The 24,637-nt window shown below is 69.6% G+C and carries 22 protein-coding genes; 16 read left to right on the forward strand and 6 right to left on the reverse strand.

The genetic code is table 11. The features are described from left to right. Positions 1-58 precede the first annotated feature (58 nt). Together LGR54_RS08015 and LGR54_RS08020 are read left to right on the forward strand one after the other, a co-directional pair. Positions 59-1,198, forward strand: a complete 1,140-nt coding sequence (locus LGR54_RS08015; protein ID WP_230361409.1) for an efflux RND transporter periplasmic adaptor subunit — start codon at positions 59-61, stop codon at positions 1,196-1,198. 3 nt (positions 1,199-1,201) lie between these two features. Further along, positions 1,202-4,315, forward strand: coding sequence for an efflux RND transporter permease subunit (locus LGR54_RS08020; protein WP_230361410.1), 3,114 nt, complete (start codon positions 1,202-1,204; stop codon positions 4,313-4,315). A 45-nt stretch (positions 4,316-4,360) separates the two neighbouring features. On the opposite strand, the gene LGR54_RS08025 is transcribed toward LGR54_RS08020, so the two are convergent. Further along, positions 4,361-5,236: a LysR family transcriptional regulator gene (locus LGR54_RS08025; RefSeq protein ID WP_230361411.1), complete on the reverse strand. Its 876-nt coding sequence runs from the start codon at positions 5,234-5,236 to the stop codon at positions 4,361-4,363. A 270-nt stretch (positions 5,237-5,506) separates the two neighbouring features. Between LGR54_RS08025 and LGR54_RS08030 the strand changes: the two genes are divergently transcribed. From LGR54_RS08030 to otnC, 5 genes are all read left to right on the forward strand, one after another. Continuing rightward, positions 5,507-6,922 (forward strand): NAD(P)H-dependent oxidoreductase, encoded by a 1,416-nt coding sequence (locus tag LGR54_RS08030; RefSeq protein WP_230361412.1) that lies wholly within the window; start codon positions 5,507-5,509, stop codon positions 6,920-6,922. Positions 6,923-6,978: 56 nt separating this feature from the next. Beyond that, positions 6,979-8,361, forward strand: coding sequence for a CitMHS family transporter (locus LGR54_RS08035; protein ID WP_230361413.1), 1,383 nt, complete (start codon positions 6,979-6,981; stop codon positions 8,359-8,361). Positions 8,362-8,461: 100 nt separating this feature from the next. Then, positions 8,462-9,133 carry an aspartate/glutamate racemase family protein gene (locus LGR54_RS08040; protein ID WP_230361414.1) on the forward strand — a complete coding sequence of 224 codons (672 nt, stop codon included), beginning with the start codon at positions 8,462-8,464 and terminating at the stop codon, positions 9,131-9,133. A 3-nt stretch (positions 9,134-9,136) separates the two neighbouring features. Continuing rightward, the gene (otnK, locus tag LGR54_RS08045) at positions 9,137-10,420 is read left to right on the forward strand and encodes a 3-oxo-tetronate kinase (protein ID WP_230361415.1); all 1,284 of its coding nucleotides are present in this window, start codon (positions 9,137-9,139) and stop codon (positions 10,418-10,420) included. Between the two features lie 40 nt (positions 10,421-10,460). Then, positions 10,461-11,096 carry a 3-oxo-tetronate 4-phosphate decarboxylase gene (otnC, locus tag LGR54_RS08050; protein WP_230361507.1) on the forward strand — a complete coding sequence of 212 codons (636 nt, stop codon included), beginning with the start codon at positions 10,461-10,463 and terminating at the stop codon, positions 11,094-11,096. Positions 11,097-11,142: 46 nt separating this feature from the next. Here otnC and LGR54_RS08055 read toward each other — a convergent pair whose 3' ends face one another. After that, complete coding sequence (locus LGR54_RS08055) at positions 11,143-11,766, reverse strand: TetR/AcrR family transcriptional regulator (protein ID WP_370638164.1); 624 nt, start codon at positions 11,764-11,766, stop codon at positions 11,143-11,145. 216 nt (positions 11,767-11,982) lie between these two features. Here LGR54_RS08055 and LGR54_RS08060 point away from each other — a divergent pair, with 216 nt between their 5' ends. The 9 genes from LGR54_RS08060 (at position 11,983) to LGR54_RS08100 (ending at position 20,910) form a co-directional block, all read left to right on the forward strand. Further along, positions 11,983-12,843 carry a xanthine dehydrogenase family protein subunit M gene (locus LGR54_RS08060; protein WP_230361417.1) on the forward strand — a complete coding sequence of 287 codons (861 nt, stop codon included), beginning with the start codon at positions 11,983-11,985 and terminating at the stop codon, positions 12,841-12,843. Next, complete coding sequence (locus LGR54_RS08065; RefSeq protein ID WP_230361418.1) at positions 12,840-13,352, forward strand: (2Fe-2S)-binding protein; 513 nt, start codon at positions 12,840-12,842, stop codon at positions 13,350-13,352. Before LGR54_RS08060 ends, LGR54_RS08065 begins: the two co-directional genes overlap by 4 nt. Beyond that, positions 13,349-15,724, forward strand: coding sequence for a xanthine dehydrogenase family protein molybdopterin-binding subunit (locus LGR54_RS08070; RefSeq protein ID WP_230361419.1), 2,376 nt, complete (start codon positions 13,349-13,351; stop codon positions 15,722-15,724). The genes LGR54_RS08065 and LGR54_RS08070 overlap by 4 nt, the downstream gene beginning before the upstream one ends. Positions 15,725-15,810: 86 nt before the next feature. After that, positions 15,811-17,067 (forward strand): ABC transporter substrate-binding protein, encoded by a 1,257-nt coding sequence (locus LGR54_RS08075; RefSeq protein ID WP_230361420.1) that lies wholly within the window; start codon positions 15,811-15,813, stop codon positions 17,065-17,067. Positions 17,068-17,095: 28 nt separating this feature from the next. Further along, positions 17,096-17,968: a branched-chain amino acid ABC transporter permease gene (locus LGR54_RS08080; protein ID WP_230361421.1), complete on the forward strand. Its 873-nt coding sequence runs from the start codon at positions 17,096-17,098 to the stop codon at positions 17,966-17,968. A gap of 45 nt (positions 17,969-18,013) precedes the next feature. Then, positions 18,014-18,979, forward strand: coding sequence for a branched-chain amino acid ABC transporter permease (locus LGR54_RS08085; RefSeq protein ID WP_230361508.1), 966 nt, complete (start codon positions 18,014-18,016; stop codon positions 18,977-18,979). Further along, positions 18,976-19,731: an ABC transporter ATP-binding protein gene (locus tag LGR54_RS08090; RefSeq protein ID WP_230361422.1), complete on the forward strand. Its 756-nt coding sequence runs from the start codon at positions 18,976-18,978 to the stop codon at positions 19,729-19,731. Before LGR54_RS08085 ends, LGR54_RS08090 begins: the two co-directional genes overlap by 4 nt. Further along, positions 19,724-20,428, forward strand: a complete 705-nt coding sequence (locus LGR54_RS08095) for an ABC transporter ATP-binding protein (RefSeq protein WP_230361509.1) — start codon at positions 19,724-19,726, stop codon at positions 20,426-20,428. The genes LGR54_RS08090 and LGR54_RS08095 overlap by 8 nt, the downstream gene beginning before the upstream one ends. Before the next feature lie 20 nt (positions 20,429-20,448). Continuing rightward, complete coding sequence (locus LGR54_RS08100; protein ID WP_230361423.1) at positions 20,449-20,910, forward strand: CoxG family protein; 462 nt, start codon at positions 20,449-20,451, stop codon at positions 20,908-20,910. Here the strand turns inward: LGR54_RS08100 and LGR54_RS08105 are convergent. Genes LGR54_RS08105 through LGR54_RS08120 form a run of 4 tightly spaced genes read right to left on the reverse strand, consistent with a single transcriptional unit; the run spans position 20,907 to position 24,626 of the window. Further along, positions 20,907-21,710 carry an ABC transporter ATP-binding protein gene (locus LGR54_RS08105; RefSeq protein WP_230361424.1) on the reverse strand — a complete coding sequence of 268 codons (804 nt, stop codon included), beginning with the start codon at positions 21,708-21,710 and terminating at the stop codon, positions 20,907-20,909. The two genes, LGR54_RS08100 and LGR54_RS08105, sit on opposite strands and share 4 nt — an antisense overlap. Then, on the reverse strand, positions 21,707-22,759 hold the full coding sequence (locus LGR54_RS08110) for an iron chelate uptake ABC transporter family permease subunit (RefSeq protein WP_230361425.1): 1,053 nt from the start codon (positions 22,757-22,759) through the stop codon (positions 21,707-21,709). The genes LGR54_RS08105 and LGR54_RS08110 overlap by 4 nt, the downstream gene beginning before the upstream one ends. Beyond that, on the reverse strand, positions 22,756-23,751 hold the full coding sequence (locus LGR54_RS08115; protein WP_230361426.1) for an iron ABC transporter permease: 996 nt from the start codon (positions 23,749-23,751) through the stop codon (positions 22,756-22,758). The genes LGR54_RS08110 and LGR54_RS08115 overlap by 4 nt, the downstream gene beginning before the upstream one ends. Then, positions 23,748-24,626 (reverse strand): ABC transporter substrate-binding protein, encoded by an 879-nt coding sequence (locus tag LGR54_RS08120; RefSeq protein WP_230361427.1) that lies wholly within the window; start codon positions 24,624-24,626, stop codon positions 23,748-23,750. Before LGR54_RS08120 ends, LGR54_RS08115 begins: the two co-directional genes overlap by 4 nt. Between the last annotated feature and the right edge of the window lie 11 nt (positions 24,627-24,637).

Below are 24,637 nucleotides of genomic sequence, written 5' to 3' on the forward strand. Positions count from 1 at the left end.
CGGCGCGGGGCCGGCGCAGTGAAGAGGCTGGATTCACTGCCGCAAGGAGGGCCGGGCCATGCCGGTCTCCCGTTTCCGCCGGGGATTTCTCTCCTCGTCGCTGCTGCTGGTGGCGCTGGCCGCCGGCTACGCACTCTGGAAAATCGAGGAACGCCCGTCCGGGCCGCCACCCACGCCCGCCCCGGTGCCGGTCGAGGTGAGCACGGCGGCGCGGCGCGACGTGCCGGTGGTGCTGACCGGGATCGGTACGGTCGAGCCGTTCAACACCGTCACCGTGCAATCGCGCGTCGACGGGCAATTGCAGCAGGTGCTGTTCAAGGAGGGGCAGGACATCCGGCAGGGCGATCTGCTCGCGGTGATCGACCCGCGCACCTTCGAGGCGGCGTTGCAGAACGCGCAGGCGAAGCTGCAGCAGGACGAGGCCTCGCTCGCCAATGCGCAGCTGATCCTCAACCGTGACGTCGCGCTCGGCAAGGATGAGTTCGCCAGCACGCAGGTGGTGGACACCCAGCGCAGCACCGTGCAGCAGTTGGAGGCGCAGATCGCGCAGGACAAGGCGGCGATCTCCAACGCGCAGACCGAGCTGTCCTATACCCACATCACCGCGCCGATCGACGGGCGGGCGGGGCTGCGGCTGGTCGACCAGGGCAACATCGTGCATGCCAGCGACGCCGGCGGGCTGGTGGTGCTGAACCAGTTGCACCCGATCTCGGTGATCTCGACGCTGCCGCAGGCCGACGTCGCGGCGATCCGCGCCGCGCTCGCCGATGGCAGCGCGCAGGCGCAGGCGACGTCTCGCGACGACGGCCAGGTGCTGGCGACCGGCACCGTCGAGCTGATCGACAACAAGATCGACCCGCAAAGCGGCACGCTGCAGGTGAAGTCGGTGTTCGCCAACACCGACGACGCGTTGTGGCCCGGCCAGTTCGTCGAAATCGGCGTGCGGGTGAGGACGCTGCCGGGCGTGGTCACCGTGCCCGCCGATGCCGTGCAGCGCGGGCCGTCCGGCGAGTTCGTCTTCGTCGTCGGGGCGGACAAGCGGGTATCGGTGGCGCCGGTGACGGTCGGGCCGATCGACCGCGGCATCGCGGTGATCGAGACCGGGCTCGAGGCCGGGCAGACGGTGGTGGTGCGCGGGCAGTACCGCCTCGCGCCGGGCACCCTGGTGGCGGCGACGCCGGCCGGCAACGGGAGCTGAGACATGTCGCTCTCATCCTGGTTCATCCGCCACCCCATCGGCACCTCGCTGCTGATGGCGGGCCTTCTGATGGTCGGCGTGGTCGCGTTTCCGCGCCTGCCGGTGGCGCCGCTGCCGGAGGTGGACTTCCCCACCCTCTCGGTCTCGACGCAGCTGCCCGGCGCCAGCCCGGAAATCATCGCCTCCTCGGTGACGCAGCCGCTGGAGCGGCAGTTCGGCGAGATACCCGGCCTGGCGCAGATGACCTCGATCTCGACGCTGGGCAATTCGTCGATCACGCTGCAGTTCAATCTCGACGTCGACATCAACGCGGCGGCGCAGGACGTGCAGACGGCGATCAACGCCGCCGGCGGGCAATTGCCGACCGACCTGCCGGCGCCGCCGACCTATCGCAAGGTGAACCCCGCCGATCCGCCGATCCTGGTGCTGGCGCTGACCTCGAAGACACTGCCGATCACGCAGGTGGACGACTTCGCCGAGAACGTGCTGGAGCAGCACATCAGCCAGATCGGCGGCGTCGGGCAGGTGACGATCTACGGCCAGCAGAAGCCCTCGGTGCGCATCCAGGTCGATCCGGCCAAGGTGGCCAATCTCGGCCTGTCGCTGGAGGATCTGCGCCAAGCCATCGTCTCGCTGACCGTCAACGACCCCAAGGGGACGGTGCAGGGCAAGGCGCGCACCTTCACGCTGTTCGACAACGACCAGATCACCTCGGCCGCGCCGTGGCGCGACGCCATCCTCGCCTGGCGCGACGGCGCGCCGGTGCGGGTGCGCGACATCGGCACCGCCGTCGACGCGCCGGAGAACGACCAGCTGGCGGCATGGGCCAATGGCGAGCCGGCGATCCTGCTGCCGGTGTTCAAGCTGCCGGGCGCCAACGTCATCGACACGGTGGAGGAGATCAAGGCGCAACTGCCGTCGCTGATGGCGACCGCGCCGGCGGGGATCACGCTCTCCGTCGTGAGCGACCGCACCGAGACCATCCGCGCCTCGGTGGCCGATGTCGAGAAGACGCTGGTGATCACCATCGTGCTGGTGGTGGCGGTGATCTTCGTGTTCCTGCGCAACCTCTGGGCGACGGTGATCCCCTCCATCGCCGTGCCGCTGGCGATCATCGGCACCTTCGCGGCGATGTACGCGCTCGGCTACAGCCTCGACAATTTGTCGCTGATGGGACTGTCCATCGCGGTGGGCTTCGTGGTCGACGACGCCATCGTCATGCTGGAGAACATCGAGCGGCATCTGGAGATGGGCAAGACGCCCTTGCAGGCGGCGCTCGACGGCTCGGCGGAGATCGGCTTCACCATCCTGTCGATCAGCCTGTCGCTGATCGCGGTGTTCATCCCGCTGCTGCTGATGGGCGGGCTGGTCGGGCGGCTGTTCCGCGAATTCGCGGTGACGGTGACCATCACCATCGCCATCTCGGCCTTCGTGTCGCTGACGCTGACGCCGATGCTGTGCGCGCTGTTCCTGAAGCCCAAGGGCAAGGAGGCGGCGCATGGGCGACTCTATCTGTGGTCCGAGCGCGGCTTCGAGGCGCTGCTGGCAGGCTATCGCGTCACGCTCGATCTGGCGCTTGACCATCGCCGCACCACGCTCGGCGTGTTCTTCGCGGCGCTGGCAGCGACCGGGGTGCTGTTCTACGAGGTGCCCAAGGGCTTCTTCCCGCTGCAGGACACCGGCCTGATCATCGGCGTGTCGGAAGCGGCGCAGGACGTGTCCTTCGCCGATATGGTGACGCACCAATTGGAGCTCGGCCGCATCGTCGCCGCCGACCCGGACGTGCTCAATGTCGGCATGGGCGTCGGTGCCGGCGCCGGGCAGACGGTGAACAATGGCCGGATGTTCATCGTGCTCAAGCCGCGTGACCAGCGCAGCGCCTCCGCCTTCCAGATCATCGACCGGCTCAACGCCAGGCTCGCCAAGGTGCAGGGCGCGGCGCTGTTCCTACAGGCGGCGCAGGACCTCAATGTCGGCGGCCGGGTGTCGCGCACGCAGTTCCAGTACACGCTACAGGATGGCGACATAGCCGAGCTGAACGAGTGGGCGCCGAAGATGCTCGCCAAGCTGCGGACGCTGCCGCAGCTAACCAGCCTCGCTTCCGACCAGCAGACCGGCGGGGCAACGCTGACGCTGGCCGTCGACCGCGACCAGGCCTCACGGCTCGGCATCAGCCCGGCCGACATCGACAACACGCTCTACGACGCGTTCGGCCAGCGGCAGGTGACGCAGTACTTCACCCAGCTGAACTCCTACCACGTCATCCTCGAGCTGGAGCCGCAGTTGCAGAACTCGCCGCACGCGCTGGACGACATCTACCTGACCGCGCCGGCGACCGGGGCGAAGGTGCCGCTCTCGGTGCTGGCCAAATGGACCAGCGAGCCGGTGAGCTTCCTGTCGATCAACCACCAGTCGCAGTTTCCCTCGGTGACGCTGTCCTTCAATCTCGCGCCCGGCGTGGCGCTGGGCGACGCGGTGGCGGCGATCCACAAGGCGGAGACGGAGATCGGCAAGCCGCCGACGCTGACTGGGGTTTTCCAGGGCAATGCCCAGGCCTTCCAGTCCTCGCTGGCGAGCGAGCCGGCGCTGGTGCTGGCGGCGCTGGTGGTGATCTACCTGATCCTCGGCGTGCTCTATGAGAGCTATGTCCACCCGATCACCATCCTCTCCACTCTGCCCTCGGCGGGGCTGGGGGCGCTGATCATGCTCTGGCTGTTCGGCTTCGACTTCACCGTCATCGCGCTGATCGGCATCATCCTGCTGATCGGCATCGTGAAGAAGAACGGCATCATGATCGTCGACTTCGCCATCGAGCGCGAGCGCGGGGAAGGCATGTCGGCGCATGACGCGATCCGCGAGGCCTGCCTGCTGCGCTTCCGGCCGATCCTGATGACCACCTTCGCGGCGCTGCTGGCCGGCGTGCCGCTGATGATCGGCCACGGCACCGGATCGGAACTGCGCCAGCCGCTCGGCTACGCCATCGTCGGCGGCCTCGCGGTCAGCCAGTTGCTGACGCTCTACACCACGCCGGTGATCTATCTCGCCCTCGACGGGCTGGCGGCGCGCTTCGCGCGGCGGCGGACAGCCAAGCCGGCGCCGGACATGCCGGCGGCCTGAAAAGGCGCCACGGGACGGCGACGGGCCGTCCGCGGCCCGCCGATGCTACCGGCAATCGAACACGTCGCGATTGTCGGTGGCGAAGGTGATGAACCGGTGGATCAGCGCGATCTTGGCGAACTCGCTGCGCCAGATCATCCACGCCTTGCGGGCGAAAGGCGTGCCGTCGGCATAGTATAGCGGCGTCGAATACAGCTCGTTCGAGCGGTCGACGAATTTCGGCGACAGGAAGATGCCGTAGCCGAGGCCGTTGGCGATCATCTCCAGGCAGGTGTCGCCGTGATTGGCCCGCATGCCGACCAGCATCGGCGCGGCGAAATGGCTGTGCCACCAATCATGCAGCAGCCGCTTGGCGAACGGGTCGCTGAGATAGGAGATCTGCGGCGTCGCCGGCAGCTCCGCCAGCTCGATCTTCTCGCGATTGACCAGGCAGGCCTGCTCCTGGCCGATCAGCATGCGCTCGAAATGGCCGTCGAAGTCGCCATAGATGAAGCCGACATGCACGCGCCCGTCCTCGACGAGCTTGACGATGTCGGCGCTGACGCCGGTCGAGATGTCGAAGGACACATGCGGGCTGCTCGCCTGGTAGCGCTTCAGGCAGGGCGGCAGCGTGTAACGGGCAATGGAATTGGTGACGCCGAGCCGGATAGTGCCGGCGCGATCGCCGAAGCTCATCAGCTGCGTGCGGATCTCGCCGAAATGCGCCAGCACCTTGCCGGCCTCGCGAGCGAGATATTCACCCTCCGGCGTGAAGGCGACGCCCTTCTGCGTGCGCACCACCAGCTGCACGCCGTAATCGCGCTCGATCGCCTGCAACCGCTTGGAGAGCGCCGGCTGGGTCATGGCGAGCCGGTCCGCCGCCCTTGTGATGTTGGCGGTGCGGTGCAGCTCCAGAATGATCTTGCAGGTGCTCTCGTCCATCGTTCCGACCGCGACGCCGCTGCGTCAGCCATTCCATTTTGGAATGGAGGATCATGAGAGATCGCAATTTTACAGGCCCGTCAAGCTCGCTTACGACTGAACGGAATAACAAGACATCGGCGCCGCGTGCGACCGAGCAGGCGACGGCCTTTCAGGCATTCGCCAACGGGAGATGGCAGTAGCGCCAATATCCGTTTCGAGCGTTGAACTATATGCCGTGCCCCTTGGGCGCGGATGGGCCCTTATTGTTAAAGCAGAGCCGACGTCGCCATGATCTATCATCATCTGTACTCCAAGTTCGCCAAGAAGGACGAGGTGCGCGTCGGCGTGATCGGCGCCGGCAATTACGGCACCGCCATCGTCACCCAGGACCCCTACACGCCGCGCATGACCGTCGTCGCGGTGGCGGACCTGTCGCTGGAAGCCGCGCGCGGCGCCTATGAGAAGGCCGGCTTCGCGCCCGACACCCTCGCCTATTGCGCGACGGCCGCCGAGGCCGAGGCGGCCATCGCCGCCGGCAAGCGGGTCTATACCGACCAGCCGGCGCTGGTGGGCGACATCCCGGCGGTGGACATCGTGTGCGAGAGCACCGGCGTGCCGGAGGCCAGCACCACCTACGCGCTGCAGGCGATCGGCAACGGCAAGCACGTCGCCATGATCACCAAGGACTGCGACGTCACCGTCGGGCCGATGCTGAAGAAGCTCGCCACCGAGGCGGGCGTGGTCTACACGCCGGTCGACGGCGACCAGCACGGCCTCCTCATCCAGTTCTACGAATGGGCGAAGTCGATCGGCCTCACCGTGCTCAGCGGCGGCAAGGCGACCGATGGCGAGTTCGTCTATGACGACGTCGCCGGCACGGTGACGATCAAGACCGACAAGAAGATCCACGCCCCCTATGTCGAGACCATCGAGGTCGCGCCCGAGGACCGCAAATATCTCGGCATGATCCCGGCCGGCAAGGCGGCGGAATATATCGAGAAGCGCGTCGAGATCCTCTCGCGTCTGCCGCAGCCCGGCGCCTACGACCTGTGCGAAACCACCGTGGCGGCGAACTATACCGGCCTCGCCCCGGCGGTGGACACGCTGGTGCACGCACCGCTGCGCATCACGGAGATCCCGGTCGCCTATTGCGAGCGCGAGAATGGCGGCATCTTCGAGGGCGCCGGCGTCATCGACCTAGCCACCTGCCTGCGCGATCCCGTCGAATCCGGCCTCGGCGGCGGCGTGTTCCTGGTCGTGCGCTGCGACAACGCCTATTCCAACCACGTGCTGACCACCAAGGGGCAGATCGCCAACGCCGACAACAGCGCGGCGGTGATCTACCGGCCCTACCATCTGTGCGGCGTCGAGACCTCCAGCACCATCCTGGTCGCCGGCCTGCTCGGCCTCGACACCGGATCGGACGATTACCGGCCGCGCTTCGACCTGATCAAGGTCGCCAATCGCGACATCAAGGCCGGCGAGGTGTTCGGCAACGACCACAGCCCGCAGCTCTCCGCCCGCATCGTGCCCGCTCTGCCGGTCGCGCCCGGCAACGCCGCCGCCGCGCATCTGATCACCGGCAACCGCGCCAGCGTCGACATCGCCAAGGGCACCACCATCACCTACGACATGGTCGAGGAGCCCGCCGGCTCGCTATTGTGGCAGACCCGCCGGCAGCAGGACGCCACCTTCCTCGGCTGACACGCGACCACCTCGTCACTCACTCCACCCGAACAAGAAAAGACTGGGAGGAAAGCATGCTGCTGACCCTGCTTGCCTGGGGAACGGTCATCGTCTTCATGACGCTGATCCTCACCAAGAAGATGCATCCCTTCACCGCCATCGTGCTGATTCCGGTGCTGTTCGCCCTCGTCGGCGCGGTGCTCGGCCTCTACGAGGCGCCCACCGCCAAGACGCTGAAGATCCCGCTCGAAAGCGTCACCATGTGGGACCAGATCTCGGTCCTCGGCGACTGGGTCAAGCAGGGGCTGACCAAGACCTCCGGAACGGCATTCATGCTGTTCTTCGCCATCTTCTTCTTCTCGCTGATGCTCAATGTCGGCCTGTTCGACCCTCTCACCAAGAAGGTCGTGCAGCTCGCCAAGGGCGATCCCTTGAAGGTGCTGGTGGCGACCAGCGTGCTCGCCACCGTGGTCTCGATGAGCGGCGACGGCACCACCACGACGCTGATCTGCTGCACGGCGCTGATCCCGGTCTACCAGAAGCTCAACATCAAGATGATGCATCTGGGCGTGCTGCTGATCCTGCAGAACACCATCCTCAACCTGCTGCCGTGGAGCGGCCCGACCGCCCGCGTCATCGCGGTGATCGAAGGGCTCGACGTGCAGGCGCTGATGCTCGCTCTGCTGCCGGGCATGGTGCTGGGCAGCCTGTTCGTCACCGCCGGCGCCTATTGGCTCGGCCTGAAGGAGCGGCGCCGCCTCGGCGTGCAGCATCTCAGCGACGCCGACATCGAGGCGATCTTCGCCCAGCACACCAGCGACGAGGATGCGCTGAAGCGCCCGCAATTCGCGCTGATCAACGGCATCCTGACCGTCGCGGTGCTGGCCTCGCTGATCTCCGGCGTGTTCGACCCGGTCTTCACCTTCCTCGTCGGCACCGTGGTGGCGCTCGTCATCAACTACGAGACGCTGGCGCAGCAGAAGGACCGCATCTACGCCAATTCCGGCGAGGTGCTGCAGACGGTGATCATGGTGATCGGCGCCGGCGTGTTCATGGGCCTGTTCACCAATTCGGGCATGTCCGACTCGCTGGCCAAGAGCCTGGTGACCATCGTGCCGCCGGCGCTGGGCGATTTCTGGGGCCTGATCGTGGTGCTGATCTCGGCGCCGGGCGGCTTCTTCCTGTCCAATGACGCCTTCTTCTACGGCGTGCTGCCGCCGCTGGTGGAAGCCGGCAAGGTCTACGGCTTCACGCCGTTCCAGATCGGCTTCGCCTCGCTGCTCGGCCAGGCCTTCCACATGCTGAGCCCGCTGACCGCCTTCATCTACCTGCTGCTCAGCATGACCGGCCTCGACATGGGCGAATGGCAGAAGGCCTGCTTCCCCTGGTGTCTGGCGCTGTTCGGCATCTTCATCGCCTGCGCCGTGCTGCTGGGTGTGGTGCCGCTCTATCGATGAGCCCGCGCCACCCCACCTGACCAACGATGCCGGCGGCAGGTTCCGCCGGCATCGCCTTCTCCGGACCACCGCCCGCCTTCCGCAAACCGGTGAGATTCTCATGACGGCACGCCCCCGCATCGTCCTCCTCCATGCCACCCCGGTGGCGATGGAACCCGTGCAGCAGGCCTTCGCCACCGGCTGGCCGGAGGCGGAGACGGTGAACCTGCTCGACGATTCGCTCTCCATCGACCGCGCCGCGACGCCCGATCTTCCCGAGGAGATGACGCAGCGCTTCCTCGCCCTCGGCCGCTACGCCGCCCGCATCGGCGCCGACGGCGTGCTCGTCACCTGCTCGGCCTTCGGCCCGGCCATCGATCGGCTGGCGGCGGAGATGCACGTGCCGGTGCTGAAGCCGAACGAGGCGATGTTCCGCGCCGCCATCGCCAGCGGCCGGCGGATCGGCATGCTCGCCACCTTCGCCCCGGCGGTGCCCACCATGGCCGAGGAATTCACCGACTTCGCGGCCCAGGCCGGCACCGAGGCAGATCTCGACACCCTCGTCGTCGCCGACGCCATCGACCGGCTGCGCGCCGGCGACGCCGCCACCCATAACGCGCTGGTCGCCGCGCGCGCCCCCGACCTCGCCGGCTGCGACGCGATCATGCTGGCGCAATTCTCCACCGCCCGCGCCGCCGAGGCGGTACGTGCCGCAGTCGACGTGCCGGTGTTCACCGCCCCCGAGGCGGCGGTGGCGCGCCTGCGCCAGCTGATCGAGAATGCAGGGAGCTGAACCATGCTGCTCGGAGTGATCGCCGACGATTTCACCGGCGCCGGCGACATCGCCAACACCCTCGCCAAGGGACTTCCCGGCAAGGATACGCCCAACGCTGGCGGCCTAGCGGTGACGCAATATCTCGGCGTGCCCGCGCATCCGGCGGCGCCGGAGGTGGAAGCCGGCGTCATCTCGCTGAAGACCCGTTCCATTCCCGCCGCCGAGGCGGTGGCGCAGTCGCTGGCGGCACTCGACTGGCTGAAGGCGCAGGGCTGCACCCAGATCGTCTTCAAATATTGCTCGACCTTCGATTCGACGCCGGAGGGTAATATCGGCCCGGTCGGCGAGGCGCTGGCCGAGGCGCTGGGCGCCAGGGGTGTCATCGCCTGCCCCGCCTTCCCGACCGTCGGGCGCAGCGTGCATCAGGGGCATCTGTTCGTGCATGACCGGCTGCTCAGCGAGAGCGGCATGCAGAACCATCCGCTCACCCCGATGACCGATCCCGACATTCGCCGCTGGCTGCGTCGTCAGACCCGCGACGCCGTCGGCCTCGTCGCCGCGCCGACGGTGCGCGCCGGCTCTGCCGCCGTGCGGCAGGCGCTGGCGGCCTGCGCCGCGCGCGGCGAGACGCTGGTGATCTGCGACGCCGCCACCGACGCCGATCTCGCCGCGCTCGGCGCCGCCGCCGCCGACGCGCCGCTTGTCACCGGCGGGTCAGGTATCGCCATCGGCCTGCCGGCCAATTTCATCGCCCGCGGGCAGGCCAAGGGCGTGGCCACCGCCTTCGCCGGGGTGGACGGTCCGGAAGCCATCCTCGCCGGCAGTTGCTCGGGCGCCACCCGCGGACAGATCGCCGTGCATGCCGAGGCGCACCCGGTACTGGCCCTCGACGTCGACGCGGTGATGGCCGGTAAGATCGGCGTCGACGATCTCACCGATTTCATCGCCGCGCATCCCGGACAGGCGCCGCTGATCTACTCTTCCGACGATCCGGCGGAAGTGGCGGCGTTGCAGCAGCGCTATGGCCGCGAGAAGCTCTCCGGCGTGCTGGAGGGGCTGTTCGCCGACACCGCCCGCGCGCTGGTGTCCGGCGGCCTTCGCCGCCTCGTCGTCGCCGGCGGCGAGACCTCCGGCGCGGTGGCGCAGGCGCTGGGGCTGGAAGCGCTGGAGATCGGGCCGGAGATCGACCCCGGCGTGCCGATCCTCGCCGCGCCCGACGGCCGGGTCGCGCTGGCGCTCAAATCCGGTAATTTCGGCGCGCCGGACTTCTTCGCCAAGGCGCTGGCGGCGCTCGCCGGCAAATGAACCGCACGCGCAGGGGACACGCATGAGCAGGACAGGCGACGTGAACGAGGACGCCCTGCGCGACGAGATCGTGCGCTTCGGCGCCCTGCTCTATGCGCGCGGCCTCGCCCATGGCGGCGCGGGCAACCTGTCGGTGCGGCTCGGCGACGGCAGCATACTGGTGACGCCGACCAATTCGTCGCTGGGCTTCCTCACGCCGGAGCGTATCTCCAAGGTCGATGCCGGCGGCCGGCATCTCGCCGGCGATCCGCCCTCCAAGGAGGCGTTCTTCCATCTCGCCGTCTATGAGGAGCGGCCGAGCGCGGGAGCCATCGTGCACCTGCATTCCACCAACGCCGTCGCGGTGTCCTGCCTCTGCCACGCCGACACCTCGAACGTGCTGCCGCCGCTGACCGCCTATCACGTCATGCGGGTCGGCAAGCTGCCGCTGGTGCCGTATTTCCGGCCCGGCGACCGCCAGCTCGCCGAGGCGGTGCGCGGCTTTGCCCGCAGCCACAAGGCGATGCTGCTCGCCAATCACGGCCCCATCGTCGCCGGCAAGACACTGGCGGAGGCCGTGCATGCCTATGAGGAGCTGGAGGAGACCGCCAAGCTGTTCTTCCTCATCGGCGAGCGCCGCGCCGCGCCGCTGACCTGCGAGGCGGTCGAGGATCTGGAGCGGCACTTCCCCAGCTGAGGCGCCGCCCAGCCGAGGCGCCCTCCCCGGCGCGGCGGCGTCCGCCTCAGCGAGTGCCGCGCACGATCTCCGGCAGCACCTCGCGGGCACCGATGACGAAGATCCGCACCGCGTCCGAGATGATCTCGTCGAGATCGCGCGGCGCCGGCGCCTGGTACACATAGCGCCGGATCGCGATGTAGAAGATGCGGCCGTGCAGGCCCCAGAACATCTCGGTCTCGCGCTCGCTGAGCGGCGCCTCGCTCACCTCGGGCAGGCCGAACTCGGCGCGCAGTTCGGCGCAGGCGGGCTCGATGACCTCGCGCCGGACCATGTCGAGATAGCGGCTGGTGATGTCGACCGAGCGCAGGCCGGAGAAGACGAAGATCCGTACCCAGTCATGGTCGAACACCTGCTCGACATATTCGCGGTAGAACTGCTCGAGCCGCTGGCCGACGGGCCGTGACCGGTCGGCGATCAGCGGCCCCCAGGACGATTTCCAGCGGCTGAGATAGACGTGCTCGTAGACACGCTCGATCAGCGCCTCCTTGCTGGGAAAATGCCGGTAGATCGCCGAATGGGTGATGCCCATGCGCTTGGCGAGCTCGCGGGTCTGCCCCTCGAATCCCTGTTCGGCGAAGAAGCGGATCGCCTCGTCCAGAATGGCCTGCTCACGCTCCGGCGCCCGCATGTTGCGCCGGCGGGGACGGGTCTCGATCAGGCTGTCTTCGGTGATCGTCATCCATGTTCTCGTTATGCACAACTGAATATAACGTCTTGATTTGCTTCCGCAAACTTGTGACCACCTGGTCATTTTAGCTTGACGCCTTCCGGCTGTCGTGCGTTCATTTTGAGACCAGATGGTTACAAATCTGGACAGGAAACGCAGCCAGAGGAGTTCGGTGCCGTGAAAGCCCGGGCCTTCGACTATGCACGCCCCGCCAGCATCGCGAAGGCGCTGGCCGCCTTCGCCGAGGCGGACGGCGACGCCAGCTACATTGCCGGCGGGCAAAGCCTGGTGCCGGCGCTAGCGCTGCGCCTGCAGGCACCGGCACGGCTGGTCGACATCGGCCATATCGCCGAATTGCGCGGCATTGCGGTCGAGGCGGGCTGGCTGCGGCTCGGCGCGCTGACCCGCCATGTCGACGCCCACGACCATCCGCTGATCGCCGCGCATGCCCCGCTGCTGGCGCTGGCCGCGCCTCATGTCGCGCATCCGGCGATCCGTAACCGCGGCACGCTGGGCGGCAGCGTCGCCCTCGCCGATCCCGCCTCCGAATTCCCGGCGATGATGCTGGCCATGGGCGCGGAAATGGAGATCGCCGGGCCGGATGGCACCCGGCGCGTGCCGGCCGACGCGTTCTTCGTCGACCTCTACCAGACGGCGCTCGAACCCGGCGAACTGCTCGTCGCCCTGCACATCCCCGTCGCGCGGCCGGAGCACCGTTGCGCCTTCGACGAGATCGCCCGCCGGCGCGGCGACTACGCGCTGGTCGGCTGCGGCATCAGGCTCGCCATGTCCGGCGACGTGGTGGAGGAAGCGCGCATCGCCCTCCTGTCGGTCGGCCCGACGCCGGTGCGGGCGCACGCCGCCGAGGCGACGCTGACCGGCGCGACGCTCGACCCCGACGCGATACGCCACGCCCAGGCGGCACTGATGGACGACCTCGACCCGGTCGACACCCCCGAGGTGCCGGCGGCGATGCGGCGCCACCTCGCCCGCGTACTGCTCGGCCGCCTGCTCGCCCAGATCGCGGAGGCCGCATGAGCGCGACGCTGCCCGTTACCCTCACCGTCAATGGCGAGACGCTGACCCGCCTCGTCGAGCCGCGCGAGACGCTGGCGGATTTCCTGCGCCGCGACCTCGGCCTCACCGGCACCCATGCCGGCTGCGAGATGGGGGTCTGTGGCGCCTGCCTCGTCATGCTCGACGGACTGCCGGTGCATGCCTGCCTCACCTTCGCCGTGCAGGCGGCAGGCACTGAGATCGCCACCGTCGAGGGGCTGACGGAAAGCACTGTCATCGCCGACCTCCAGCGCGCCTTCCACGAGCGCAACGCCCTGCAATGCGGCTTCTGCACGCCGGGCATGCTCATCGCCGCGCAGGGGCTGCTCGCCCGCCTCCCCCTGCCGAGCCGAGCGGAGATCCGCGACGCGCTGTCCGGCAATTACTGCCGCTGCACCGGCTATGAGGCGATCGTCGACGCCATCGAGACCGTCGCCAGACGGCGGGCGGCGGGCGAGACGGCGCCGCGCTTCGCGGAGGAGCCGGCATGAACGCCCCGCTCGGCAGCCTCGACCGCCCGAATTCCTATATCGGCCGTGCGGTGACGCGCCCCAACGCCAAGCGCCTTCTGGCCGGGCGCGGGCGCTACGTTACCGATCTCGTGCTGCCGCGCATGCTGCACGCTGCCTTCCTGCGCAGCCCCTACGCCCATGCCCGCATCGTCTCCATCGATGCGGAGGCGGCGCGTGCCATGCCGGGCGTGCGCCTCGTCGCCACTGGTGCCGACCTCGCGCGGCTCTGCACGCCCTGGGTCGGTACGCTCGACCATTTCAAGGGCATGAAGTCGGCGCCGCAGCTGCCGCTGCCGGTCGAGGAAGTGCTGTGGTCCGGGCAGGCGGTGGTCGCGGTGGTCGCCGACAGCCGCGCCCAGGCGGAGGATGCCGCCGAGGCGGTCCTCGTCGAGTTCGAGGAACTGCCGGTGGTCGCCGACATCGACACCGCCCGCGAGCCCGATGCCGACCGTGCGGCGGCGGGGATCGAGGACAATCTGTGCTTCCGCAGCCGCCTCGACACCGGCGGCATCGACGCGCTGTTCGCCGGCGCCGCCCATGTGGTGGAGGAAGAGTTCCACTTCGGCCGCCACACGGCGGTGACGCTGGAGCCGCGCGCCATCCTCGCCGATTGGGACGCCAGCGAGGGCAAGCTCACCGTCCACCACGCCACCCAGACGCCCTACCAGTTCCAGGACCTGTATTCGCGCCATTACGGCATCCCGGAAGCCAGCGTGCGGGTGATCGCGCCCGATATCGGCGGCTCGTTCGGCATGAAGCTGCATGTCTATCACGAGGACATGGCGGTGGTCGGTCTTTCCATGCTGTGCCGCCGGCCGGTGAAATATGTCGCCGATCGCATGGAATCCTTCGTCTCCGACATCCATGCCCGCGATCACCGGGTGCGCGCCCGCATGGCGGTGGATGCCGAGGGCACCATCCTCGCCATGGATGTCGACGACGTCACCGCCATCGGCGCCTTCTCGACCTATCCGCGCACCAGCGCGGTGGAAGGCAATCAGGTGATCCGGCTGATGGGCGCGCCGTACCGCTTCCGCAACTACCGGGCGGAACTGGCGGTGGTGTTCCAGAACAAGGTGCAGACCAGCCAGTACCGCGCCGTCGGCCATCCCGTCGCCTGCGCCGTCACCGAGCGGCTGGTCGATCTGGCCGCCGCCCGCGCCGGGCTCGATCCGGCGACGATGCGCGAGAAGAACCTGATCCCCGACGATGCCTACCCTTGCGAGTCCCCCACCGGCTACAAGTTCGAGGCGCTGTCGCACCAAGCCAGCCTCATCCGGCTCAAGGCGCTGATGGACTATGACGCCCTGCGCGCCGAGCAGGCGGCGCTGCGGACGCGTGGCATCCATCGCGGCATCGGCATCGCCAGCTTCGTCGAGATCTCCAATCCCAGCCCGGCCTTCTACGGCATAGGTGGCGCCCGCATCTCGGCGCAGGACGGCGCGACGCTGAGCGTCACCCCCTCGGGCGAGGTGCGCTGCCTGATCTCGGTGACCGAGCAGGGCCAGGGCACCGAGACCATCATCGGCCAGATCGTCGCCGACCAGTTCGGCGTGGCGCGCGAGAAGGTGCGCGTCATCACCGGCGATACCGAGATCACCCCGCATGGCGGGGCGACATGGGCCTGCCGGGGCGCCGGCATAGGCGGCGAGACGGCGCTGCAGGCGGCGCGCCGGCTGCGCGACAATGTGCTGGCGCTGGCCGCCACCATCCTGCAGGCGCGGCCCGGCGATCTCGACCTGCGCGACGGCCTCGTCGTCGACGCGCTCTCCGGCGCCGAGCGGGTCAGCCTCGCCGAGGTCGCCCGCATCGCCTATTTCCGCTCCGATACCCTGCCGCCGGACGCGCGGGCGCAATTGTCGATCACCCATCACTACGCGCCGCAGGGCTACCCCTTCGCCTTCACCAACGGCATCCAGGGCTGCCATGTCGAACTCGACGTCGACACCGGGCTGGTGAAGGTCCTGAAGCATTGGGTGGTGGAGGATTGCGGCCGCATCATCAACCCGCTGCTGGTCGACGAGCAGGTGCGCGGCGGCGTGGTGCAGGGTCTCGGCGCCGCCTTCTTCGAGGAGTGCCGCTACGACGACAACGGCCAGCTCACCAACGGCTCGCTCGCCGATTACCTCGTGCCGATGGCCTGCGAGATGCCCGACATCGTCGTCGGCCATATCGAGACCCCGACCGCCGATACCGCGCTCGGCGCCAAGGGCTGCGGCGAGGCCGGCACCGCCGCCGCCTCGGCCGCAGCGCTCAATGCCGTCAACGACGCGATGGCGCCCCTCGGGGCGAGCATCGCCCAGATACCGATGACACCGGAGCGGCTCTTGAAGTCACTCGGCAAGATCTGACGCCAAACCACTGATTAAAAACACGCTGATCAAAAACATACTGCCGCCAAACACAACGACAAGAACGAAATTCCTCGGAGGAAACCATGACCAGCAACGGCCCGACATCCGGCCTGCCTGCGCTTCGCATAACCCGCCGCCACGCGCTGGCCGGCCTCGCCGCCGGCACCGCCACGCTCGCCATGCCCGGGCTGCTGCGGGCGCAGGCTGACACCATCCGCATCGGCTTTCCCACCCCGCTGACCGGCCCCTATGCCGCCGAGGCGAAGGACCAGGTGCGCAGCGCCGAGCTGGCGGTGAAGCTCGTCAACGACAAGGGCGGCATCGGCGGACGCAAGGTCGAGCTGCTGGTACGCGACGACAAGATGAACGCCGGCGAGGCCGCCACCCGCACGCTGGAGCTGATCGAGAAGGAAAAGGTCCACGCCGTGGTCGGCTCGCTGTCGAGCGCGGTGCAGCTGGCGATCAACGAGGTGACCCGCGCCCGCGGCGTCATCTTCGTCTCGATCAGCCAGTCCGACACCATCAACGAGGTCAAGGATTTCAGCCGCGTCACCTTCCACGAGGCGCTGAACCCGCACATGACGACGGCCGCCGTCGCCAAGCACAGCTTCAAGCCCGGCATGAAGATCGCCTATCTCGTCGCCGACTACGCCTTCGGCCACGAGATCCTGCGCGGCTTCAAGCGGGCGCAGGCGGCGATCGGCGCCGAGAGCGTCGGCGAGATCCTGCACCCGATCGGCGCTCCCGATTATTCGACCTTCATGCCGCGGCTGCGCGCGATGAAGCCGGACATCCTCTGCATCTGCAATTTCGGCCGCGACCAGGCCAATTCGATCAAGCAGGCGGTGGATTTCGGCCTCAACAAGCAGGCGAAGATCGTGGTGCCGGTGCTGCTCTACACCCAGCGCCTCGGCATCGGCGCGGAGGCCTATGAGGGTGTGATCGGCGGCGCCAATTATTACTGGAAGCTGCAGGACACCCTGCCCTCGGCCAAGGCGTTCAACGACGCCTACAAGGCGGCGTATGCCGGCGCCTACCCCACCGATTACGGCGCCTATGGCTTCACCGGCATGTCCTCGTTGCTGCTCGCCATGGAGAAGGCCGGCGGCACCGACACCGACAAGGTGGTGGCGGCGCTGGAGAACCTCACCTACGACGTCGCCAAGGGGCCACAGCACTACCGCAAATGCGACCACCAGTCGGTGCAGTCGGTGCTGGTGCTGCAATCCAAGGCGAAAGCCGACACGCCGGACCAGGCGGACCCGTTCCGCATCCTCGCGGTCGAGCCGGCCTCCGAGGACATCCTGCGCAGCTGCGCCGAGCTCGGCTTCCCGTCCTGATCCGCCACCTCGTCAGGGAGGCGCCGTGATGGATGCCGAACTCATCGCCATGCAGCTTTTCTCGGGGGTGGCGCTCGGCGCCATCCTCGTCATGGTCGCGCTCGGCCTGTCGATCATCTTCGGCATGCTGGGCGTGGTGAACTTCGCCCATGGCGCGCTGTTCATGGTCGGGGCCTATGCCGGGCTCTACGTCGCCACGCTCACCGGCAGCTTCTGGTGGGGGATGCTGATCGCCCCCCTTGCGGTGGGCGCCTTCGGGATGCTGATCGAGCGGGTGCTGATCCGCCCGCTCTACAAGCGCTCGGTCGACGATCCGCTGCTGCTCACCTTTGGCCTCGGCTACGTGCTGGTGGAGAGCGTGCGCATCGGCTTCGGCAATGAGGGCATGCCCTTCCCCACCCCGCCGGAGCTCGCCGGCGTCGCCGATCTCGGCATCGGCTATTTCCCGATCTACCGGCTGTTCGTCGTCGGCGTCGTCGCGGTGGTTCTCGTGCTGCTGTGGCTGGGGCTGGAGAAGACCAGGTTCGGCCTGATCGTGCGGGCCGGCGCCCGCGATCCGCAGATCATGCGGGTGCTCGGCGTCGACGTCGCCAAGGTCTGGCTGATGGTGTTCGGCCTCGGCGTCGGCCTCACCGCGCTCGGCGGCGTGCTCGCCGCGCCGATGCGCAGCGTCGACCCGGAAATGGGGGCGCTCGTGCTGGCGGAAGCCTTCGTCGTCACCGTCATCGGCGGCATGGGCTCTCTGGTCGGCGCGGTGGTCGCCGGCCTTCTCATCGGCATCGCCGTCAGCATGACGGCGCTGTTCGCCCCGGAAATGGCGACCATCGTGATGTTCGCCCTGATGGCCCTCGTGCTGCTGATCCGCCCGCAAGGGCTGTTCGGCAAGCCCGGACGGGCGTGAGGAGATCCCGACATGACCGCCTCCGTCCATTCCGTCGCTCAGGTGATGGCCGGCCCGACCGGCCAGCGCGGCTGGCGCGCCCGCCTCGCCGCCTGGCGGGTGCCGCTCTCCATCCTCGTCCTGTGCCTGCTGCCCTGGGTGCTGCCCTCGCAGGCGCTGGCCGTCAACGTGCTGATCTACGGGCTGGTCGCCGTCGGCTACAATCTGCTGTTCGGCTACACCGGCATGCTGTCCTTCGGCCACGCCGCCTTCTTCGGCGCCGGCGCCTATGCCGCCGGCCTCGGCATCGGCCAGCTCGGCCTGCCCTGGTACGCGGCGATCCCGTTCGGCATGCTGGTCGGCGGCGCGCTCGCCTTCGTGGTCGGGCTCTTGTCGATCCGCACCCGCGGCATCTACTTCTCGATGGTGACGCTGGCGCTGGCGCAGCTCGTCTACTACACGGCACTGCAGGCCAATTCGCTCACCGGCGGCGAGAACGGCCTGCGCGGCTTCACCGTGGCGCGCATCGAGCTGTTCGGCTGGCCGGTCGACTTCCTCGACCCCATCAAGAAATACTACGTGCTGATGACCTTTGCCGCCGCCGCGCTGTGGTTCGTCTCGCGCGTGCTCGGCTCGCCCTTCGGCGCGGTGATCGAGGCGATCCGCGAGAACGAGACTCGGGCGCGCGCCTGCGGCTACGACGTCGAGCGCTCGAAGGTGATCGCCTTCACCTTGTCCGGCCTCGTCTGCGCGCTGGCCGGCACGCTGTTCGCGCTGCACCTCGCCATCGTGCCGCTGGACACGCTGAGCATCCAGACCTCCGGCATGATCGTGATGATGACACTGCTCGGCGGCGCCGGCAGCTTCTTCGGCCCGTTCATCGGTGCCCTCGCCTTCCTGCTGATGGAGGACGTGGTCGCGCTGTGGACGCCGCACTGGCAGATCGTCGTCGGTACGGTGTTCATCCTGTTCGTGCTGTTCCTGCCCAAGGGCATCTGGGGCACCGCGCTCGCCTGGAGGGCCGGCCGATGAGCACGCCCCTTCTCGCGGTGGAGAATATCGGCCGGCGCTTCGGCGGGTTCGTCGCGCTGGAAGGCGTCACCGCCGCCTTCGAGCCGAACCGGGTGACGGCGATCATCGGCCCCAACGGCGCCGGCAAGAGCACCTTCTTCAACCTGCTCTCCGGCGTGCTCGCCCCCTCGGCCGGGACGATCCGCTTCAAGGGCCGCGACATCACCGGCACGCCGCAGCACCGCTTCGTGCATCTCGGCATCGCCCGCTCCTACCAGATCACCAACATCTTCCCCGAGCTGTCGGTACACGAGAATGTCCGCGTCGCCGCGCAGGCCTTCCGCGCGCGCTACGACGTCTGGCGCCCGCGCGAAGCCATGAGCGAGCTCGACGCGAAGGCCGACGCGGCGCTGGCCGCCGTCGGGCTCATCGGCCGGCGTGCCACCACGGCGAAGTTCCTCGCCCATGGCCAGCAGCGGGCGCTGGAGATCGCCATCGCCCTCGTCGCCGACCCCGAGCTTCTGCTGCTCGACGAGCCGACCGCCGGCATGGGCCCGGAGGAGACCCGCGACATGGTCGCGCTGCTGGAGAAGCTGGCGGCCGACCGCACCGTCCTCCTGGTCGAGCACAAGATGAAGATGATCCTCGGCCTAAGCGACCGCATCCTCGTGCTGCATCACGGCCGGCTGATCGCCGACGGCGACCCGCGCCACATCCAGTCGGACCCCGAGGTCCGCCGCGTCTATCTGGGACAGAACGATGGCTATGCTTGAGATCGAGGGCCTGAACGCCTGGTACGGCGCCAGCCATGTGCTGCACGGCCTGTCGCTGGCGGTGGAGCCGGGCGAGATCGTCGCGCTGGTCGGGCGCAACGGCGCCGGCAAGACCACCACCATCCGCTCGGTGATGGGGTTGATGCCGAAGGCGACCGGCTCGGTGCGCTTCGCCGGCACCGAGTTGCTGTCGCTCCCCGCCCATGCCCGCTTCCGGCTCGGCCTCGCCTATGTGCCGGAAGAGCGGCGCATCGTGCCGGGCCTGTCGGTGCGCGAGAATCTGCAGCTCGGCCTGCTCGCCGCCGGCGGTCGCATCGACGAGCGGGCCGCCATCGACGAGATCGCCCGCACCTTCCCGCGTCTGAAGGAGCGGCTCGACCAGCAGGGCGTCACCCTGTCGGGCGGCGAGCAGCAGATGCTGGCCATCGCCCGCGCCATGATCGCCCGGCCGCGCATGATCCTGCTCGACGAACCCTCGGAGGGCATCATGCCGGTGCTGGTCGAGGAGATGGGCGCGCTGTTCCGCCGCCTGCGCGACGAGGGCGTCACCCTGCTGCTGGTCGAGCAGAACGTCGAATGGGCGCTCAGGCTCGCCGACCGCGCGGTGATCATCGACCAGGGCGAGATCGTCCATTCCAGCTCTGCGGCGGCGCTGCTCGCCGACAAGGCCATCCAGGAACGCTACTGCGCCGTGTGACGGCGCCCGGAGGACACTTCATGGAGATTACCGGCGAACACCGCATCGCCGCGCCGCGCGCGGCGGTCTGGGCGGCGCTTTTCGACGTCGAGACGCTGAAGGCCTGCATTCCCGGCTGCAAGGAGCTGGAACAGACCTCGCCGACCGGCTTCCGCGCCAAGGTGCAGCTCAAGGTCGGGCCGATGTCGGCGAACTTCGCCGGTACGGTGGAATTGCAGGACATCGAGGCGCCCGAGGGCTGCCGCATCGTCGGCCAGGGCAATGGCGGCGTCGCTGGCTTCGCCAAGGGCGCCTCGGCGGTGACGCTCGCCGCTGACGGCGAGGAGACTGTGCTTGGCTACGCCGCCACGGCGGAGATCGGCGGCAAGCTCGCCTCGCTCGGCGGCCGGCTGGTGCAGGCCACCGCGCGCAAGCTGGCCGACCAGTTCTTCACCGCCTTCGCCGAGCGGCTGAAGGCCGGCGCCGCCGTATTGCCGTCCTAGCCGGCCCGGTGCCCCTGCGGAGCGGCGGGGATCACCATCGGCGTGCCGGTCAGCGGGTCCGACAGCACCAGGGCGTTTATGCCGAACACCCGCGCGACGAAGGACGCGCTGACGATATCGGCCGGCGCGCCCTCAGCCGCGATCCGTCCGTCCTTCATCGCGACGAGATGGCTGGCATAGCGGCAGGCGAGGTTGAGGTCGTGCAGCACCGCGACCAGCGTCTTGCCCAGCTGGTTGAGCGCCAGGCACAAATCGAGCACCTCGATCTGGTGGGCGAGGTCGAGATAGGTGGTCGGCTCGTCGAGCAGCAGGATCGGCGTCTCCTGCGCCAGCGCCATGGCGATCGACACGCGCTGGCGCTGGCCGCCGGAGAGCTGCTGCACCGGCCGCCCGGCCAGCGACGCGGTGCCGGTGACCCGCATCGCCTCGGTGACGGCGGCCTCGTCGGCGTCGGACCATTGCCGCAGCAGGCTCTGATGCGGGTGGCGGCCGCGCCCCACCAGTTCCTCGACCCGGATGCCCTCGGGAAACTCCATGTGCTGCGGCAGCAGGCCGAGCCGGCGGGCCAGCATGCGCCGCCCCAGCCCGGCCATGTTCTCGCCGTCCAGCCGCACCTCCCCCGCCATCGGCCGGATCAGGCTGGCGAGGCAGCGCAGCAGCGTCGACTTGCCCGACGCGTTGGGGCCGACGACAATCGAGAAGCCGCCGCGCGGAAAGCCGATGTCGATGCCCTCGAGCACGGCGCGGCCGCCATGCCCGGCCACCAGGCCGCGCGCTTCCAACGCAAGTGGAGCGGTCATCGCATCGCTCCACCGATCCGCCGCGTCCACAGCAGCGCGACGAAATAGACGCCGCCTACTGCCGCAGTCAGCGCCCCGGCGGGGATCGCGCGCGGGGCGAAGAGCAGCCGCCCGGCCACGTCGCTCGCCAGCAGGAACACCGCGCCGGACAGTGCCGAGGCCAGCAGCGGCAGGCCGGCACTGCGCGTCAGGCTCCGCGCGATCTGCGGCGCGATCAGCGCCACGAAGCCGATCGGCCCGGCGAGGAAGGTGGCGGTGGCCGTGAGCGCCAGCCCGACCAGCGCGATGCGCGCCCAGGCCGGCCGGCGCGCCTCACCGAGCGACGCCGCCCGCTCCTCGCCGAGTTCGAGGGCGCGGAGCGTGCGCGCGCAGGCGAGCCCGAGCGGCAGCAGCACGGCGAGCAGCGCCGCCGCCGCGACGAGACGGCCGCGCTCGATGCCGGCGAGCGAGCCGAGCCGCCAGCTCGCCGCCGCCAGCGCGGTATCGAGCCGGGCGGTGAGGATGATCCAGTCGTTCAGCGCGGTGAACAGCGCGCCCATCGCGATGCCGGTGAGGATCAGCGCCAGCCGTCCCCCGGCTCCGGCGAGCAGGAACACCGCGAGCCCGGCGACGAGCCCGCCGCCGAAGCCGGCCCCGGCGACCGCCAGCGGCCCCGCCCCGGCCAGCATGGCGAGCAGCGCGCCGCTGAACGCCCCGGCATCGAAGCCGACGATGTCCGGGCTGCCGAGCGGGTTGCGCAGCAGCGTCTGGAACAGCGCGCCGGCCATGCCGAGCGCCGCACCGACCATCAGAGCACCGGCGACGCGCGGCGCCCGCCACTCCGTCACCACCAGCCGCACCGCCTCCGGCCCCTCGCCGATCAGCGCGCGCGCCGCCTGCAGCGGCGTCACCGGCAGGGTACCGATGCACAAGGCCGCGAGCGCGAGCGCGACCGCGCCCAGCGCCAGAGCGAGGCACACGCCCGCCATGCGCCGCTCCAGCTTCATCGCCGCCGGCCCGATGCGCAGCCGCAGCGGCGCCGGCCGCACGGTGTCGCCGATGACGCTCATGCCGGCCTCCGGGCGCGGGCGCGCACCAGCAGGAGCAGCACCGGCGCGCCCATGAGCGTGGTGACGATGCCGACCGGCACCTCGGCCGGCGCCGCCACCACCCGGCCGAGCGCGTCGGCGCCGATGACCAGCGCGGCGCCGATCAGTCCGGCATGGAAAAGCGCCGCCCGCGCATCGGCCCCGACCAGCAGTCGCGCGGCATGCGGCGCGGCGAGGCCGACAAAGCCGATCGGCCCGGCCGCCGCCGTCGCGCCGCCGGCCAGCAGGATGACGGCGACCAGCGCCATCGCCCGCGTGGCGCCGAGCGGCAGGCCGAGCGTGGCGGCCCTCTCCTCGCCAAGCGCGGCGACGTTGAGCGCCGGCGCCAGCAGCGCGCTCACCAGAAAGCCGGCGAGCAGCGCCGGCGCCACCGCCGGCAGCAGCGCCGCCGCGTCGCCGGACAGCGCGCCCACCCGCCAGTTGCGCACCAGGTCGAAGCGCTCGGGATCGGCCAGCGCCGCCGCCTGGGTCAGCCCGTAGCACAGCGCTCCCACCGCGACGCCGGCGAGGGTGAGCCGCACCGGCGCGTCGCTGCCACCAGCCAGCCCGGCCAGCAGCGGCACCGCCAGTGCCGCCAGCGTCGCCCCCAGCGCGGCGAGGCCGAGAATCCAGCCCATGCCAGCCAGCCCGAACAGCCCGATGCCGATCACCACGGCGAGGCCGGCGCCGGCATTGATGCCGAGCAGGCCGGGATCGCCGAGCGGATTGCGCGTCGCCGCCTGGATGATGCCGCCCGCCACCGCCAGCGCCGCGCCGACGAGGCCGCCGAGCAGCACCCGCGGCGCGCGCAGCCCGGCGAGGATCAGCCAGGCCTCGTCGTCGCCGCGCCCACGCACCGCTTCGACCAGCGCGGTGAGCGGCAGATTGCGCGGGCCGGCCAGCAGCCCGAAGCCGGCGGCGAGAGCCAGCAGCGCCATCGAAAGGAGCGCGAGGCGGACCGCGCGCCGGCTCATGCCTCCACCCGCGCATAGAGCGCCTGCCAGGCGGTCGCGAGATAATTCGCCGTGTAACAGGCGCCGAAGGTGCAGTTGCCGGGAACCGTCTCCACCCGCCCGGCCCGCACCGCCGGCAGCCGGCGCCACAGCGGCTCGCGGGCGAGCGCCTGCGCCGCGCCGTCACCGAAATCGAGGAGCAGCAGCGCATCGGCGGCGCCGAGCACCTCGCCGAAGGATTCCAGCGCCACCTCGCCATAGGGGCCGAGCCGGTCGGCGGCGATCTCGCTGCCGCCGAGTTCGGCAAGCACCTGCGCCGGCATCAGGAGGCCGTAGCCGGTGCCGGCGCTGCACACCATGGCGCGGCGCTTCAGCGGGTCGAAATACAGCGCCGCCACGCGCGCTTGGGCGATGGCCGTGCCGTGGCGCGCGCGGATGACGGCGATGCGGGCGGCATGGTCGGCGATGCGCGCCTGCGCCAGATCCATGCGGTCCAGCCAGCCGGCAAGGTCGCGCAGATTGGCCTGCCAGGTGACGCGGTGGCTGCTCGGCAGCACCGGGGCGATGGCGCTGAGCCGCGCCAGCGGCCACCAGTCGGAGGCCGGCGCGGTGTCCGGACACAGGATGAGGTCGGGCGCCAGCATGAGGATCTGCTCGAGATCCGGCGGCGCCGCCAGCATCGGCACCGAGGGCGGCACCGGCACCCAGGGCCGCGCCCGGCTGTGGCTGTAGCCGACCAGCGGCAGCTCCAGCGCCAGAGCGGATTCGAGGCTGATGCGGGAATCGATGGCGACGACGCGGCGCGGCGGCACGGGGATGTCGAGCGTGCCGAGCGGCGTCTCCACCCGCCGGCGCACGCCCTCGCCCCACGCCGGAAACGCCGAGAGGGCGAGCATGAGCCCGCCCC

This window comes from Ancylobacter sp. Lp-2 (genome assembly GCF_020523795.1).
GTDB lineage: Bacteria > Pseudomonadota > Alphaproteobacteria > Rhizobiales > Xanthobacteraceae > Ancylobacter.